At 51.8% G+C, this 16,215-nt stretch carries 15 protein-coding genes and 3 tRNA genes; 11 read left to right on the top strand and 7 right to left on the bottom strand.

Annotation, left to right across the window (positions count from 1 at the left end; genetic code table 11):
- Window positions 1-368: 368 nt before the first annotated feature.
- Together rhaS and rhaR are read left to right on the top strand one after the other, a co-directional pair.
- A complete protein-coding gene (rhaS, locus tag BV494_RS14010) occupies window positions 369-1,196 on the top strand; it encodes an HTH-type transcriptional activator RhaS (RefSeq protein WP_104923431.1) in 828 nt (275 codons plus the stop codon).
- A 79-nt stretch (window positions 1,197-1,275) separates the two neighbouring features.
- On the top strand, window positions 1,276-2,157 hold the full coding sequence (gene rhaR, locus BV494_RS14005) for an HTH-type transcriptional activator RhaR (RefSeq protein WP_104923430.1): 882 nt from the start codon (window positions 1,276-1,278) through the stop codon (window positions 2,155-2,157).
- Window positions 2,158-2,200: 43 nt separating this feature from the next.
- Here the strand turns inward: rhaR and rhaT are convergent, their stop codons facing one another.
- Both rhaT and BV494_RS13995 read right to left on the bottom strand, forming a co-directional pair.
- Complete coding sequence (gene rhaT, locus BV494_RS14000; RefSeq protein ID WP_104923429.1) at window positions 2,201-3,235, bottom strand: L-rhamnose/proton symporter RhaT; 1,035 nt, start codon at window positions 3,233-3,235, stop codon at window positions 2,201-2,203.
- 598 nt (window positions 3,236-3,833) lie between these two features.
- The gene (locus BV494_RS13995) at window positions 3,834-4,928 is read right to left on the bottom strand and encodes a GGDEF domain-containing protein (protein ID WP_104923428.1); all 1,095 of its coding nucleotides are present in this window, start codon (window positions 4,926-4,928) and stop codon (window positions 3,834-3,836) included.
- Window positions 4,929-5,323: 395 nt separating this feature from the next.
- Between BV494_RS13995 and BV494_RS13990 the strand changes: the two genes are divergently transcribed.
- Window positions 5,324-5,605 carry a DUF1435 domain-containing protein gene (locus BV494_RS13990; RefSeq protein WP_104923427.1) on the top strand — a complete coding sequence of 94 codons (282 nt, stop codon included), beginning with the start codon at window positions 5,324-5,326 and terminating at the stop codon, window positions 5,603-5,605.
- Between the two features lie 115 nt (window positions 5,606-5,720).
- On the opposite strand, the gene BV494_RS13985 is transcribed toward BV494_RS13990, so the two are convergent.
- From BV494_RS13985 to BV494_RS13970, 4 genes are all read right to left on the bottom strand, one after another.
- Window positions 5,721-5,807: transfer RNA gene (locus tag BV494_RS13985), tRNA-Leu, on the bottom strand.
- 40 nt (window positions 5,808-5,847) lie between these two features.
- Window positions 5,848-5,933 (bottom strand) — tRNA-Leu (locus BV494_RS13980).
- A 36-nt stretch (window positions 5,934-5,969) separates the two neighbouring features.
- Window positions 5,970-6,055: transfer RNA gene (locus BV494_RS13975), tRNA-Leu, on the bottom strand.
- Between the two features lie 191 nt (window positions 6,056-6,246).
- A complete protein-coding gene (locus BV494_RS13970; protein WP_104923426.1) occupies window positions 6,247-7,185 on the bottom strand; it encodes a LysR family transcriptional regulator in 939 nt (312 codons plus the stop codon).
- 134 nt (window positions 7,186-7,319) lie between these two features.
- Here BV494_RS13970 and BV494_RS13965 point away from each other — a divergent pair, with 134 nt between their 5' ends.
- The gene (locus BV494_RS13965) at window positions 7,320-8,315 is read left to right on the top strand and encodes an aldo/keto reductase (RefSeq protein ID WP_104923425.1); all 996 of its coding nucleotides are present in this window, start codon (window positions 7,320-7,322) and stop codon (window positions 8,313-8,315) included.
- A 9-nt stretch (window positions 8,316-8,324) separates the two neighbouring features.
- On the opposite strand, the gene rsmC is transcribed toward BV494_RS13965, so the two are convergent.
- Complete coding sequence (rsmC, locus tag BV494_RS13960) at window positions 8,325-9,368, bottom strand: 16S rRNA (guanine(1207)-N(2))-methyltransferase RsmC (protein WP_104923424.1); 1,044 nt, start codon at window positions 9,366-9,368, stop codon at window positions 8,325-8,327.
- A gap of 113 nt (window positions 9,369-9,481) precedes the next feature.
- On the opposite strand from rsmC, the gene BV494_RS13955 reads away from it, so the two are divergent.
- From BV494_RS13955 to BV494_RS13925, 7 genes are all read left to right on the top strand, one after another.
- Window positions 9,482-9,895, top strand: coding sequence for a DNA polymerase III subunit psi (locus BV494_RS13955; protein WP_104923423.1), 414 nt, complete (start codon window positions 9,482-9,484; stop codon window positions 9,893-9,895).
- Window positions 9,864-10,307, top strand: a complete 444-nt coding sequence (gene rimI, locus BV494_RS13950; RefSeq protein WP_104923422.1) for a ribosomal protein S18-alanine N-acetyltransferase — start codon at window positions 9,864-9,866, stop codon at window positions 10,305-10,307. Before BV494_RS13955 ends, rimI begins: the two co-directional genes overlap by 32 nt.
- Window positions 10,308-10,453: 146 nt before the next feature.
- Window positions 10,454-12,043 (top strand): peptide chain release factor 3, encoded by a 1,590-nt coding sequence (prfC, locus tag BV494_RS13945; RefSeq protein WP_104923421.1) that lies wholly within the window; start codon window positions 10,454-10,456, stop codon window positions 12,041-12,043.
- A 421-nt stretch (window positions 12,044-12,464) separates the two neighbouring features.
- A complete protein-coding gene (gene osmY, locus BV494_RS13940; protein ID WP_104923420.1) occupies window positions 12,465-13,055 on the top strand; it encodes a molecular chaperone OsmY in 591 nt (196 codons plus the stop codon).
- Between the two features lie 334 nt (window positions 13,056-13,389).
- Window positions 13,390-13,551 (top strand): DUF1328 domain-containing protein, encoded by a 162-nt coding sequence (locus BV494_RS13935; RefSeq protein WP_011191683.1) that lies wholly within the window; start codon window positions 13,390-13,392, stop codon window positions 13,549-13,551.
- Window positions 13,552-13,876: 325 nt separating this feature from the next.
- The gene (locus tag BV494_RS13930) at window positions 13,877-14,989 is read left to right on the top strand and encodes a patatin-like phospholipase family protein (RefSeq protein WP_226790084.1); all 1,113 of its coding nucleotides are present in this window, start codon (window positions 13,877-13,879) and stop codon (window positions 14,987-14,989) included.
- The gene (locus BV494_RS13925; protein ID WP_104923418.1) at window positions 14,986-15,774 is read left to right on the top strand and encodes a TatD family hydrolase; all 789 of its coding nucleotides are present in this window, start codon (window positions 14,986-14,988) and stop codon (window positions 15,772-15,774) included. The genes BV494_RS13930 and BV494_RS13925 overlap by 4 nt, the downstream gene beginning before the upstream one ends.
- Window positions 15,775-16,215 lie beyond the last annotated feature (441 nt).

Below are 16,215 nucleotides of genomic sequence, written 5' to 3'. Positions count from 1 at the left end.
ATTCCTTATTGAATATGCGGCCAGTGTAGGGGAGGCGTTGCGGGGTCACCTTCCGGTGATTGCCACCGGTTTTGACGGGATGGCAGCATTAAAAAGGTAGATGCGAGGCAGATCACAGATCAGCCGAAAGCTGTTCCAGAGGCAGATCACAGATCAGCCGAAAGCTGTTCCAGAGGCGGGTCTGGAAATCATGAGATGCGCGGGGGGGCGACTGTGATCTTCGCCGCAGATCTTCATCGTGAGGGGGGGAATCTTAAAAATCTGACCGTGAATGCCGTTTTTCACGCCGCCGTTTGAAGGTAAGGACATCACGCGCGGGGTAGGGTTGTTTTCCGAAGACCTATGATTTTTTGTACCGGAGGCGATAAATGACGTTACTGAAGGGTGATGATTATTTTGCGGCACCTGAGCTGACCGTGACGGTTGAGCGGCGTCTTCCGCAAGACGTTTTCCCGGAGCATTACCACGATTCCCACGAAATTATGCTGGTGGAAAGCGGATCGGGCGTGCACATCTTTAATGACAATCCGTATACCCTGACCGCCGGAACGGTGTGTTTTGTCCGTGCCAGCGATCATCATTTGTTTGAAAACGTCGATAACCTGCGGCTGACCAATGTGCTTTTCCGTTCGCCGAAAGCCTTTCGTTTTATTCAGGACGTCGGCCATTTTCTGCCGCAGGAGCATCACTATCAGTCGCAGATCCACTGGCAGCTCAGCCCGTGCGTGCTGCATCAGGTGCTGAACTGCATTGCGCAGCTGGAAGCGCTGCCTGCCAGCGTGGAAATGGAACATATCGCCACGCGTGAAAGCCTGTTCTTACAGTTGCTGATCCTGCTTTATCAGGACTGTTTCCAGCCACAATTGCGAGATACCTCGGAAAACAGGGTCAATCAACTTTTGCAATGGCTCCAGTCACATTACAGTGAGGACGTTAACTGGACCGAGGCCGCAGAACGTTTTTCGCTGGCCCTGCGCACGCTGCACCGGCAGATGAAGCATTACACCGGCATGACGCCGCAGCGATATCTCAACCGCCTGCGCCTGCTGGAAGCCCGCCGCCGTTTACATCACAGCGATCAGAGCATTACCGATATCGCCTATGCCTGCGGGTTCAGTGACAGTAACCATTTCTCGACGCAGTTCCGTCGGGAATTTTCGGTGTCGCCAAAACTCATGCGTGATCAGCTACGTTAAGCGGTGCCTCTCGTGCGCTCAGGTTTTTTGCCTGAGCCGCCTCGTTTATTTTGTCGTCAAACGGGTAGGGATTGCTGCTATGTCTTTAAGACTTCACAAGAATGACCTCTTTCTGACCGGGATGAATTCGGTGGTGGTAGAAGAGCGCCATCCGCAGGCGGATTTCCCCACCCATGATCACGATTTCGATGAACTGGTGATCGTCTGGCGTGGTAACGGCATGCATATCTGGAACGATATCCCTTATCCCATTACCTGCGGTGATCTGTTTTACATCAACGCCAGAGACCGCCACAGCTATGAATCGGCCAATGAGCTGGCGCTCGATAATGTGCTGTTTTGCCGCGAACGTTTCGGGCTGGAAGCCGACTGGTCGCAATTATTGCCGGGAGAAAATGTCAGCCAGGAACAGCGTTACTGGCGGCTGAGCACGCTCGGAATGTCCGTTTTGCGCGATAAAGTGGATGAGCTGGCGAAGGAGTGTATGAAGTCAGAGCCGCTTTCCATTCAGTTAAGCGAGGCATTGCTGATGCAACTGGCGCTGCTCTTGTTGCGGTTCCGCCACCGGCCAGACAGCGGCGCGTTGCCCGACGCACATCAGCTGGATTTACTGCTGATGGCGCTGCGGGCGGGCATTGCCGAACCGTTCCATCTGGAGACGTTCTGCCAGCAACATCAGCTCAATCCCCGCAGTCTGCGAACGTTATTCAAGCAACATACCGGGCTGAGTGTGATGAGTTATTTACGTCAGCTCCGGCTCTGCCGGGCGATGAGCCTGCTGCGTTATGGCAACCTGACGATTGGTGATGTGGCCGCTGAATGCGGCTTTGATGACAGTAATTATTTTTCCGTGGTATTCAACCGGGCTTACGGTGTCTCGCCGAGGGATTACCGGCAGCGCTTTATTGCTGAGGCAAAAAAGATGCCGCCACGGCCTTTTTCACTGATCGCGGCGGATTGATAACGGCAAAGCAGGCTCTGCCGTTAAGTTTGAAAACGCGAAATCAGAGCGCCATTCCCAGACCGACGATATTGGCCGCCAGAATAATCACCAGCGCGCCGAGGCAAAGAATGCGTACCGGTTTTCTGCCGACACCCGCCCATTCTTTCAGAACCAGACCGATGATCCCGCCACACAATACGTAGAAACTCATGTGCAGCATCCAGCTCATGTAGTCGTATTCGATGGGAATGCTTGCGTGTCCCCAGGCGTAAAAGAAGAACTGCAAATACCACATGGTGCCGCCCAGGATGGAGAACAGGATATTGGCCACCAGCAGGGATTTCGCTACGGACATATCCGCTCTGAGCGAAATGTTTCTTCGCGTCGCGAGGCGGATAAGGCAGAAACCGAGGTTGACGATAGCGCCGCCGCCCATGATCACCACATAACTTGGCAGGGCAACGTACAGCGGGTCGATGCCCAGCGCGCGTGCCGCTTCGTGCATCGGCACGGCTGCGCTCATCGCAAACGACATCCCGGCGGAGAAAATCCCGCACATGACCGCCAGAATCAGCCCTTTTTTCAGGTTAAATTCTTCTGCCTTAATCCCCAGCGCTTTCTCTTTCAGATAACCGGCGTAACTGACAATCGCCACGCCAATCACCGCCACCAGCACGCCAAGCAGCGTTAACCGGCCACCGGCAGTACCGAACAGCATACCGATTTTACCTTGCAGAACCGGCGTCATCAGCGTACCGATAATCAGCGTGATCCCGATGGCGATGCCTATTCCCAGCGACATTCCGAGATAACGCATGGTGAGCCCGTAGTTAATGTTCCCGATGCCCCACATCGCGCCGAACAGGAAAACGGGCAGCAGGATGGCAAAGCTGAACGAGCCGTAATATGACCAGAAATCAGGCAGAAGCACGTAGCTCACTGCCCACGGTAAAATAATCCAGGAAAAGAAGCCGCCGAGCGACCACATGGTTTCCCATGACCAACTTTTCACTTGCTTGAAAGGTGCATAGAAGCACGCTGCGCTGGCGGCTCCTATCAGATGCCAGATGATCCCTAAAACTATCGAACTGTTCATACACTGGACCTTTTGTTATGTAGAGAAACAGAGTGGTGCTGAAATAGATAAACCTGCCGTAACACGCTGATCCGTCAGAAGTCAGTGCGGCAGGTGCTCAGTAGTGTAAGAAGTGTTCGATCAGGGAGCCTTCCGGTCAGTGCCACGGGAAAATAGCCTCTGGCACTCGCCGGAAGGTGGAAGTGAGTGAGTTCACAGATTTGGAAACAGGCTGAATAATAGTGTTAAAACAATAAAATACGCGTGTTTTGCAACATAAGCGTCAGGCGGCGGAAGACGAGAGCCTGGGCCCGCACGGCCATAAAATCACCGCGATTAGGATTATTTTTATCTGTCTTATTTTTGAGGATTTTTTTGAAGGGTTAGAACTTATTTAGGCAGAACGGTCAATCCTGCGCGTAACATTCGCCAGTAACCTTCAATAAGGTAAACAAGCTGTTTAACTTTCAGCCTGAACCTTAATCAGGCTGAAAGTTGAATGATTATGCAGTGATTATGAATGGCAGAGCTTTATTTACGAACGGGGCAGCCGCTATTTATCGCCAGCAAAAATAATAACAATCAGCGCGCTGTTATCGGGGTGACTTTCCCACAATAATCAGGCCAGTCTTTCCTCAGCGATTTCCTGATGCTCATTATTTTCTTCCCAGGCATAGAATATTTTATTACGCCCGCTGTTTTTGGCTTTATACAGTGAGGCATCCGCGTGACCCAAAGCACTAATAAAATCGCCTTCTTCCAGCGCGGCCAGCCCGGCACTTACCGTGACGTGCGTGGAGACCTGTGCGTTAAACAAATGCGGGATATTCAGCCCCAGAATCTTATTCTGGATGCGTTCTGCCATACGGATCGCGTGTTCCTGCTTAACGTTCGACATCAGTACCAGAAACTCTTCTCCGCCGTAGCGGACGACCACATCCCGCGAACGCACGGCGTCACGAATGGCGGCAGACACGCGCACCAGCGCCTGATCGCCCATGCTGTGGCCGTAGTTGTCGTTGTAGGCTTTGAAGTGATCGATATCGAGCAGCATCACGTAATGACCAGAAGCCTGATTAAAGAGGGTTTCGAGTTTGTTTTGCAGGCCGCGGCGGTTATACAGGCCAGTCAGCGGATCCAGCATACTGAGATCGCTGAATTTTTCCCTTTCGCTGTAGAGATTCGACACCATGCGGCGGGTGAATTCGTCACTGCGTTTGAGCATCAGGTGATGCAGCCACAGGCCAATCAGCGGCAACATGACGGTGAAAAGGATATGCCCGATATGCTGAAAGTCGTCCAGAAAGATCACGCAGACAGTAGAAGGTGCTGCATGCAGGCAAAAAGCCAGAAAATTATCTGATAAAGCGATGGCGCTGATAAAGAATATACTGAGTAAACTGATGACCAGATAATTTTTATCTGTTTGGCCGACTTCCTCAAAACGTAATGCTATTTGCCAGGCCCATAACAGACCGACAATCACAGAACACATATTCAGATGTGCTGAGTAATTTTTCTTACTGAAAAAAGAAAATATTAACCCGCCACAACAAAGTGTAAAAATCACTACCAGCGGGAATGGCATAGCCACGGCATTATCAGGGGGATAAACCATAGAAAATAGCGCTGTGGCACTATTTAAAAAAAAGAATAGGAGCATCGCCAGCCGATGTTTGCTTCTCAGCAGTTCATCATAGGAATGAGATATCATCAAATTTACTCTATTTAGCGTGTGTGATTCTGAATAGATAAAGACTCTTATCGCCCAATACCGCGTGCTTATTCCATTAAGGCAAGTTCCATGCAGGCAGGCTAATAGTTCTAATTGGAAATTATTAGAATTCTATAAATATAGTTTTTGTAGTGACTATTGTAAAAAATTTAATTAACTGTGTTTCACTAATTTTGTTTAGCGTTTCTAAAATTAGCACTTTTGTACGCAGGTGTCACCCAAACGGAAGACAAGACCGCAAATAACCGCCATGCCCGGAACAGAAACGCCGGAGTGCAGGCGCTCTGCGCGCCGAATTATTGCGCCGATGTATGGTAAATGAGAAAAAATCCTATATGATATTAGTTCTCATTATCAACGTTTGGAGCAGGGTTATGATACCGGCGATTGTCATGGCATGTGGGATCTGGGCGGTTGTCTGGATGCTGGGTAAGCGACTGACCAGCGGCTGGGGGGTTTTATTGCCTTGTGCGCTGATGCCTTTACTGGCGCTGGCGCATATGACGCTGGATCAGTTGCGCGTTCTGGTTGTGGTCGCGATGCTGGTGACGTTGGTTATGCTGTTCCACCGGACGCTGCGCCATTATCTGCTGCTGCCCTCATTCATGGCGCTGGCGGGCGGGCTGGCGGCAGTGACGCTGAATTTTAGTTTGTGATAAATCGGGAGTATGAAGATGAAAAACAGGAAAAACAGTCACGCTAAGGGGATTTTTTTCTTTTTGAAATCTAAGGAGGTAATACAGGAAGGGAAAACCGAAGAACAGAATCATGTGGTGCGAAGAGAGGGACTTGAACCCTCACGTCCGTAAGAACACTAACACCTGAAGCTAGCGCGTCTACCAATTCCGCCACCTTCGCACAGATGAATTCTGCTTACTGCTGATTTATATCACCGGAGTGGTGCGAAGGGAGGGACTCGAACCCTCACATCCAAAGGACACTAACACCTGAAGCTAGCGCGTCTACCAATTCCGCCACCATCGCGTACCGTGCCGTGCAATATAAATCTTGTGATTGTTTTGGTGCGAAGGGAGGGACTCGAACCCTCACATCCAAAGGACACTAACACCTGAAGCTAGCGCGTCTACCAATTCCGCCACCATCGCGAACCAATTGATTACTGTGTTGACGTCATCGAAATGTCATCAGCAAGTAACACAACCACGGGGGCGAATTCTAGAGATTTTCCCACAGGCGTCAACTGTTATTTCCCCCATTTCGGACGGTTGATGTAAAAAACAACATATTCACGGTGAATGCGTCAATCTGTCAGAACGACGCCAGGTTAATTGATGGTTTAATCAGCGATTTTTTCATTATTAGCGGGCGGCGATAAAGACGTATCGGGATGCGAAAAGAGCGCAATCAGCCAGTCCAGAAACACGCGAATACGTGGCGCGAGAAAACGCCCCGGCGGATACATGATGTAAAGCGGCATCGGCGGCGGCGTTAAATCTGACAAGACTTCCACCAGTTCTCCCCGTTCAAGTTCCTGCGCAATCGCCAGCCTCGATGCCTGAATCAGGCCAAAGCCGGCTTTTGCCGCCGCCACGTAGGCATCCGCGCCACTGACCGTCAGCGTGTTGCGTAACTGAATTTTGACGCCGGTACCGTGCGTGACAAATTCCAGGTGCGACTCCGGCTGCTGGTGCGCGAAAAAATAGCCTATGGCGTGATGCGTGGTGAGATCTTCCCGCGTTTTTGGCGTACCGGATTTCGCCAAATAGGCCGGGGATGCGCAGGTGATTTGTTCAAGACTGGCCAGATGCCGCGATTGCAGATTTTCATCTTCTGACGGCCACGCACGAATGACGCAATCCACGCCCTGATCGAGCAGATTGACGGCGTTGTCATTGGCGCTGATGCTCAGGATGATATGCGGGTAGCGTTCATAAAATGCCTGCAACGCCGGAATGACCATCACGCGCGCCAGCGAATGCGGCATGTCTATTCTCACCACGCCGGTCGGCTGGTTTTTATGATGCGCAAAAAGCGTATCCGCTTCTTCCAGCGCCGAGATCAGTTGCAGACAGCGCTGGTAATAAATCTTGCCTTCATCGGTGATTTTTACCTGACGCGTTGTGCGCAAAAACAGCCTGACGCCCAGCCGCTGTTCGAGCCGTTTCAGCGTCGTACTGACGGTTGCGCGTGGCAAATCAAGATCTTCGGCCGCACGGCTAAAACTCTCCAGCTCGGCGATACGGATGAAAATTTTCATCGCCTGGATCTGATCCATTTTGTTCTCCGCCGGTTCTCATGATTGTTTGCGATTTATGAACAGTGTTGCACGTTTTTGCTGATTTATCTTTCCAGGCATAATAACCACACTTCATTCCGTTACTTACTCTTCTACGTCACGAGGGAATCTCAATGAAACAACGTCAGCTTGGAAAAAACGGTCCGATGGTTTCAGCGCTCGGTTTGGGCTGCATGGGTATGAGCGATTTTTATACCACCGGACAGGATGAAAAAGAGTCGATGGCGACGCTGGAACGTGCGCTGGAGCTGGGTGTCACGATGTTTGATACCGCCGACATGTACGGGCCGCATACCAATGAAGAACTGCTGGGGCGTTTTCTGAAAGGGCGTCGCGATCACGTTTTCTTAGCCACTAAATTCGGGATTGTGCGCGATCCGGCAAATCCGAATATACGCGGAACCAACGGTCATCCGGATTATGTTCGTAAATCTGTCGAAGGCAGCCTGAAACGTCTGGGGACGGAGGTTATCGATCTCTATTATCAGCACCGCCCGGATCCGTCCGTTCCGGTTGAAGAAACCATGGGCGCGCTGGCGGATCTGGTTCAGGAGGGGAAAATCCGTTACATCGGGCTGAGTGAAGTGTCTGTCAGCCTGCTGGAGCGTGCGCATAAAGTGCATCCGGTTACCGCGCTGCAAACTGAATATTCGCTGTGGTCGCGGGATGTGGAAGCCGAGATTTTACCGGCGTGCGAACGTCTCGGCATTGGTTTTGTGCCGTACAGCCCGCTGGGACGCGGTTTTCTGACCGGACAAATCCGTTCGATGAACGATCTTGAGCCTGACGATTACCGTCGCTTCAGCCCGCGTTTCGTAGGTGAAAACTTCGCGAAGAATCTGCAACTGGCGGAGAAAATCGGTGAACTGGCGCAGGAGAAAGGGGTGAAACCGTCGCAGCTGGCGCTGGCGTGGGTGCTATCGCGAAACGATAATCTGGTGCCAATCCCTGGCACCAAACGTCGTCATTATCTTGAGGAAAACATCGCCGCGCTTGATGTCTCCCTGAGTGAAGCCGAAATCGCGGCGATCGAAGCGGTGTTCCCTTTCCACGTTGCGGCGGGTGACCGCTACAACGCAGAAATGATGCGCATCCTCAGCGAGCATTAAAACGACGAATTAACGCTTTTTCTTGGGATCACGCGGCGGACGGCCACGCACTGCTTTGTACACTTTGAAGCGGCCATTTTGTGCCAGTACTTCATGGCTACCAAACGTGTCATCGAGCAGCGCGGCGTACGGCAGGAAGGCGTTAGCCACAATGCGCAGTTCGCCGCCGATATTCAGATGACTGACCGCGCCACGGATCAGCTGCTCAGCCGCCGTCAGGCTGGTTTGCAGACCTTCGTGGAATGGCGGGTTGGAGATGATCATGTCAAAACGACCGGCAATGTCGGAGTAGACGTTGCTGGCGATCACTTCGCCCGGCAAATCATTGGCGGCCAGTGTGGCGCGGCTGGCTTCGATAGCGGCTGCGCTCACATCGCTCAGCGTCACTTTCATTTTTGGAGAATACATCGCCAGGACGGATGCCAGAACGCCGGAACCGCAGGCGACATCCAGCACTTTGCCTTTAACAGGCTCTTCGAAGCTGTTGATCAGCAACAGGCTTCCGCTGTCCAGACCTTCACGGCTGAATACGCCCGGCAGGGTTTTGATGGTCACTTCTTCGACCTTGTACTCATCCCACCAGCCCTCTGCATCAAATTCAGGCTGCTTTTCCAGACGCCCGTGATACAGACCGCAACGGCGTGCGCTGTCGATTTTGCTCAGTTCGCACAGGCCTTCCAGCGTGGTTTCCGCGCTGCGAACGCCACTGCGGTTTTCACCGATGACAAAAACGTCGATACCTACCGGCAGCTGTGACAGCAGGTTGAAAAGCTGGAATTTGGCTTCCAGTTTGCTCTTCGGCCAGTAATACACCAGCACATCGCAAGGGGCGATCAGGTCTGCGTCGGCCAGTAAGCCGAACTGCACGTTGTCGCCCAGGGTTTTGCTGAGCATCTGCCAGTGGTGATACATATTGGTGTGAACGCGGACTTCTTCGGCGTCGAGTTCAGCAGGCAGGTTATCTTGTAAGTCGCCGGCGAACAGGACGCGGCGGCCTTCAAATTCTTCGCTATGGCGCAGTATGACTTCGCTGGCCGGAGTTAATGCAGACATCAGGGTGAGGCTCCTCAGGGATTAGCCGGCGATTATAGAGGTTTATTGGCGCATGTTCGATGTGTTTGCTAGCATAGCCGGGCTTTTCGCTATTCAACGGGCAGGGATCAGGCATGGCATCCAGACGAGATACATTGTTACAACAGCTGGGCATTACCCAGTGGACGCTGCGCAGGCCTGCGGTATTGCAGGGCGAAGTCGCCGTCAGCCTGCCTGCGGAGACAAAGTTATTGATCGTCGCCGATGTCCCGCCCGCTGAAGATGATCCGCTGGTACGCGATGTGCTGCGCAGTCTGGCGCTGGCCGAACCGCAGGTTTACCGCCTGACGCCGGAACAGGTGACGATGTTGCCGGAAAACACCCGCTGCAATATCTGGCGACTGGGTTTAAGCGAACCGCTTACGCTCGCCGGTACGCAGTTATCCAGCCCGGCTCTCGCCGAGCTTTATCAAGACGCCAGCGCAAAACGCGCACTCTGGCAGCAGATCTGTGAAAATGAACAACATTTCTATCCTGACGCCCGCTGATCTTCCCCGCGCATTTGAAATTGAACAGGCCAGCCACGCCTTCCCGTGGACGGAAAAAACGCTCGCCAGTAATCAGGGCGAACGCTATCTGAATTTCAAAATCATGCGCAACGACGTAATGGCCGGTTTTGCCATTACGCAAATCGTTCTTGATGAAGCCACGCTGTTCAATATTGCCATTGATCCGGCATTTCAGCGTCAGGGCTTAGGCCGTGCCTTGCTGGAAGACGTCATTCAACAGATTGAGAAAAAAGACGTTTTCACGCTCTGGCTGGAAGTCCGCGCCTCCAACGTAAAAGCCATCGCGCTATACGAAAGCCTGGGCTTTAACGAAGTCTCCGTCCGCCGCAACTATTATCCCGCCGCACAAGGCCGCGAAGACGCCATCATGATGGCGCTGCCGCTGGGCTAGCGCACAAAAAAACCATTGATTGCCCATCCCGTCTAAATCAGTGAAAATAGCCGGCTATAACTTTTATTACCGCTTTGCCTGACGTCACCTTCTGACGTGATGTGAATCCCGATGCAGGGCGGACCAACCGCAGAAACGTGAAAAACATGTCTCCAAGTGAATACGCCCTTGAAGTGGCTAAGCGCCGCACATTTGCCATCATCTCTCACCCCGATGCCGGTAAAACTACTATTACTGAAAAAGTGCTGTTATTCGGACACGCTATCCAGACCGCCGGTACGGTAAAAGGCCGTGGCTCCAGCCATCACGCCAAATCCGACTGGATGGAAATGGAAAAACAACGTGGTATCTCCATCACCACATCTGTGATGCAGTTTCCGTATAAAGAGTGTCTGGTCAACCTGCTCGACACGCCGGGGCACGAAGACTTCTCCGAAGATACTTACCGTACCCTGACCGCCGTTGACTGCTGTCTGATGGTGATCGACGCCGCGAAAGGTGTTGAAGACCGGACCCGTAAACTGATGGAAGTTACCCGTCTGCGTGATACGCCGATACTGACTTTCATGAACAAACTCGACCGTGACATCCGCGACCCGATGGAAGTGATGGACGAAGTTGAGCGTGAGCTGAAAATCGCCTGCTCGCCTATTACCTGGCCGATCGGTTGCGGTAAATTGTTTAAAGGGGTTTATCACCTCTACAAAAACGAAGTGTATCTGTATCAGACCGGTAAAGGTCACACCATTCAGGAAGTCCGCGTGGTGAAAGGCCTGGATAATCCGGAGCTGGACGCCGCCGTAGGCGAGGATCTGGCTAAGCAATTGCGTGAAGAGCTAGAACTGGTTCAGGGCGCGTCCCATGAATTTGATCATGAAGCCTTCCTGCAGGGTGAACTGACGCCGGTCTTCTTCGGTACCGCACTGGGTAACTTCGGTGTTGACCACATGCTCGACGGTCTGGTGGATTGGGCTCCTGCACCGATGCCACGTAAAACTGACCTGCGCGAAGTGAAAGCTGACGACGAGAAGTTCACCGGTTTCGTGTTTAAAATTCAGGCCAACATGGACCCGAAACACCGTGACCGCGTGGCATTTATGCGCGTAGTTTCCGGTAAGTACGAAAAAGGCATGAAGCTGCGTCAGGTGCGCACCGGCAAAGATGTCGTGATTTCCGACGCGCTGACCTTTATGGCGGGTGACCGTTCGCACATTGAAGAAGCCTATCCGGGCGACATCATTGGTCTGCACAACCACGGCACTATTCAGATCGGCGATACCTTTACGCAGGGTGAGAACATGAAGTTCACCGGCATTCCTAACTTTGCCCCTGAACTGTTCCGTCGTATCCGCCTGCGTGATCCGCTGAAACAGAAACAGCTGCTTAAAGGGTTGGTTCAGTTGTCAGAAGAAGGTGCGGTTCAGGTGTTCCGTCCGATTTCTAACAACGATTTGATCGTCGGTGCAGTCGGTGTTCTGCAGTTTGAAGTGGTCGTGGCGCGTCTTAAAAGCGAATACAACGTGGAAGCGATTTACGAATCCGTGAACGTTTCAACGGCGCGCTGGGTAGAATGCAGCGACGTGAAGAAATTCGAAGAATTCAAACGTAAGAATGAAACTAACCTGGCGCTCGATGGCGGCAATAACCTGGCGTACATCGCACCGACCATGGTGAACCTGAACCTGGCTTCAGAACGTTATCCGGAAGTGAAATTCCGTAAAACCCGCGAACATTAATTCTTTCTTCGCACGGTTTATGATGAAAAAGACGGCAAATTCGCCGTCTTTTTTTTTGTCTTTTGCCCCCTGCCGCATTTCTTTCCTGTTCAATTTTTCCTCTCCTTGCCCGAAAAATGGGCGAAATACGCGTGAAACCTTAAGACTTGTCTGCATTCGCGGACGTATCCGGCGATCTTCCTACACATTTGAACATTCTTGACTATATTAAATGGGTGTTCGGGAAGTGGTGGATTAAAGCACTGACTTTGAATTACTAAACAGAGTGTTATATCGCATGGCGATAAAAAGCCAGAATAAAACGACGTACTCTGCTTCTCCGGACGTGAAAACAGCAGCAATACATATTGTTAGGAGACGTCACCAAGACTGTGACGTGAAGGGCCCCGATTGAGGCTCATAAACTGAAAGGAAGAAATCGATGAAAAACTCAAAATTTGCCTATTCAATGATGGCCGTCGTTCTGGGTACCGCACTGATGAGCGGTAGTGCACTGGCTGCAACTACCACGGATAGCGCAGGTGCAAAAATCGATAGCTCCATTAAGAAAGTTGATAACTACATGGGCGACAGCGCCATCACAGCAAAAGTAAAAAGTGCTCTGGTGGATGATAAAGCCATCAAAAGCAGCGATATTTCTGTGACCACGACCTCCGGCGTCGTAACGCTGAGCGGTTTTGTCGGTTCGCAGGCTGAAGCGGAACAAGCCGTTGCTGCCGCAACAAAAGTTGAAGGTGTGAAATCTGTCAGCGACAAACTGCACACCAAAGACAGCAAAGATCAGAGCGTAAAAGGTTATGCGGGTGACACTGCGACCACCGCTTCTGTCAAAGCAAAACTGCTGGCCGACGATATCGTCCCTTCACGTAACGTGAAAGTGGAAACCACCGACGGCGTCGTACAGCTTTCCGGTTCAGTAAAAGATCAGGCGCAGTCTGACCGCGCTGAAAGTGTGGCGAAAACCGTTGATGGCGTGAAAAGCGTCAAAAACGACCTGAAAGTCGCACCATAATTGTTCTGAGTCAAAAGGTGCCTGCGTGTCGGGCACCGTTTTTATGCACTACGCATAACAAATATTTTGTGTTGCCCGCTGAATATCGGGTCTTGCAGACCCTGTGAACCTTTTGTGTTTGTCTATTTATACAAAGCTTCGTACAAATAAATCGACGTCGAAAACGCTAACACTTTCATTTTTCGACTACCTTTAATAGGTAATCTGTTGCGTTATCCGGCGCTGAGCTGATACATGAAGTGTCATAAAGACACGGGTTTCACAGTAACAATGGCCCGAAGCGGGGCACCACCTTTTAAACTGGCAAAGTGAAAAATAGGGTAAGGAGAAGCTTATGTTTCGTTGGGGCATTATTTTTCTAATCATCGCGTTGATCGCGGCAGCACTCGGTTTCGGTGGATTAGCAGGTACCGCTGCATGGGCTGCAAAAGTTGTCTTCGTTGTCGGTATTATCTTGTTCCTCATCAGCTTGTTTACCGGCCGCAAGAGACTCTGACGCCGTAATCAGTGAAGCGATAACGCGTTAAAATATCACTCTCGCCCCCTTCTTTGAACGCACTGCTAAAGGCCGTGTTTTCAGAAAAGGGGGCGAGACTTTTTTGGATTTCGTTCAGGCAGATCTGCATTTCGTTAACAGGACGTAACGATTTTATCGGCCGATTTTGGCAAGTAATTCACGCAAAACGAGAAGTCGAGGTATGCTCAGAAAGGAGGCCGGAAAAAGGCCAATCGTGTCATGCCGATTTTGCGAGGATAGCGCGTTGGGATACAGAATACCTGTCACGCTGGGGAATATAGAACCGCTGGCGTATAAACCTTATATGCCGGGGAAAATCGCCCTGGTGTGTGAAGGAGGAGGACAGAGAGGCATTTTTACCGCAGGCGTTTTGGATGAATTCCAGCGGGCTCGTTTCAATCCTTTTGATCTTTATCTGGGCACATCAGCAGGCGCGCAAAACCTGTCCGCGTTTGTGTGTGGCCAGCCTGGCTACGCCCGAAGAGTCATTACCCGCTACACCACCAGCCCTGACTTTTTCAATCCCCTGCGCTTTGTGCGTGGCGGACACCTTATCGATCTCGACTGGCTGGTCGACGAAACGTCGAAAAACATGCCGCTGGCGATGGAAAGCGCAGAAAAACTGCTGATCGACGGCCGCGAGTTTCTGATGTGTGCCTGCCGCAGCGATGATTACACCGCCAACTATTTTGCGCCGACGCGTGAAAACTGGCTGCCGGTGATTAAAGCCTCCAGTGCGATCCCCGGTTTCTACCGCATGGGCGTGGATCTGGATGGCATCAGCTATCAGGATGGCGGGATCAGCGATGCTATCCCGGTTGAAGAAGCGTACCGTCGCGGCGCGGACACCATTGTGGTGATCCGCACAGTCCCTTCGGCGATGTTCTATACGCCGCAATGGATGAAACGTATGGAACAATGGCTGAGCGAAAGCAGCCTGCAACAGCTGGTGCGCATGATGCAGCATCACGAAGAAAGCTATCACCGCATTCAGCAGTTCATTGAAAATCCGCCGGATGACGTGCGTATTTTCGAAATTTTTCCGCCTAAACCCTTAGCCAGCCATGCGCTCGGCAGCCGTCTTCCGGCGCTGAATCAGGATTATCATCTGGGCCGCCGTTGCGGGCGTTATTTCCTTTCGGCTGCCGCGCACTGGTTTTTACCGCGTGAAAATGAACGACCATATCCGCTGATCACTCCGCGCGTTACCCGGCCCAAACGCGTTGTTGTCCCGCAGGACGAACCTGAAAATGTTATTCCTCTTGCCGCCGCCAGCAGCACGGTCGGACAGATTATTTTCGATCCCGCCGTGCTGACCGATATGGTTGCAGACGGTGGCGTCGTGCGCCCGGCGGCACTGAGCGACAATGCGCCGCCTGAGAGCCACTATCCGGCCAGCGAAGGCGAAAAACTGTGAGTTTCACCTTCATCGATACGCACTGCCATTTCGATTTCCCGCCTTTTACCGGCGCGGAAGCCGAAAGCCTGCAACTTGCCGGTGAATCGGGCGTCCGCGAGATTATCGTTCCGGCCGTGACGGCAGATCGTTTTCGCGGCATTCTCGCGCTCGCCAAAAATTACCCGCAGATCCACGCCGCGCTCGGGCTGCATCCTTTATACATCGCGCAGCATAAAGAACAGGATCTTGAATTGTTGGAGGCGTTGCTCAGCCACCGGGATGTGCGGCTGGTTGCCGTGGGCGAAATCGGGCTGGATTTATACATGGACGAACCGATGTTTGAACAACAACAGCGGTTGCTGAAAGCTCAGTTTTCGATGGCAAAAAAAGAGAATTTGCCGGTGATTTTGCATTCACGCCGCAGTCACGATCAGCTCGCCGGGATGCTACGCCAGGCCAGACTTCCCGCGACCGGCGTAGTGCATGGTTTTGCCGGAAGTCTTTCTCAGGCACAGGCGTTTATCAAACTCGGTTATGCAATAGGTGTGGGCGGGACGATAAGTTACGAACGTGCGCAGAAAACCCGTCAGGTAATGGCGCAGTTGCCGCTCTCTTCTTTGTTGCTGGAAACCGATGCGCCGGACATGCCTTTACAGGGTTTTCAGGGACAACCTAACCGGCCGGAACGCGCCGCGGCGGTGTTTGATGTGTTATGCCAGTTGCGTACGGAATCCGCGCAGGAAATCGCCGATACGCTGCTTGCCAATACCCGCCGGGTCTTTCAGTTATCGGCACGTGAGTAATTCGTTTTATTTTTTGTGATTTAAATAACATTTTAGTGCGCACGCATGTTCCCGTCATTCATGCATTCACTGCCGTGTTGCGATTTATGTTCTCTTTAAAATGTTATTATTATAACATTACCCGCAAGGGCGCCGGTCGGCGTTCTCTGTATATCCGGCAAAACTTCGTTTGTCATGAATCGGGTATACACTCTTATCTGGATTAGACACTGAGCATAGCGCCGTTAAAATGTGATGTAGATCTCATTTTATCAAGCAACGTTGCAAACGGTTTTCATTTTGTGTGAAATACTGCACACAGGAACCTGATGTGACGTGTTCAAATAGTCACAACGAATTGGCGTCAGCCAGTCCAAGCGCGGTGAGAAGGATCTCAGTTGCCACGTAAGCCACACGGTTTACGCACGCTATCTTCATGGAACCAAGTCCGCTCGCCAACGT

The organism is Rahnella sikkimica, from assembly GCF_002951615.1.
Classification (GTDB): domain Bacteria; phylum Pseudomonadota; class Gammaproteobacteria; order Enterobacterales; family Enterobacteriaceae; genus Rahnella; species Rahnella sikkimica.
The sequence above is the reverse complement of the archived record's forward strand: the minus strand, read 5'-3'. Positions and strand labels throughout refer to the sequence as shown.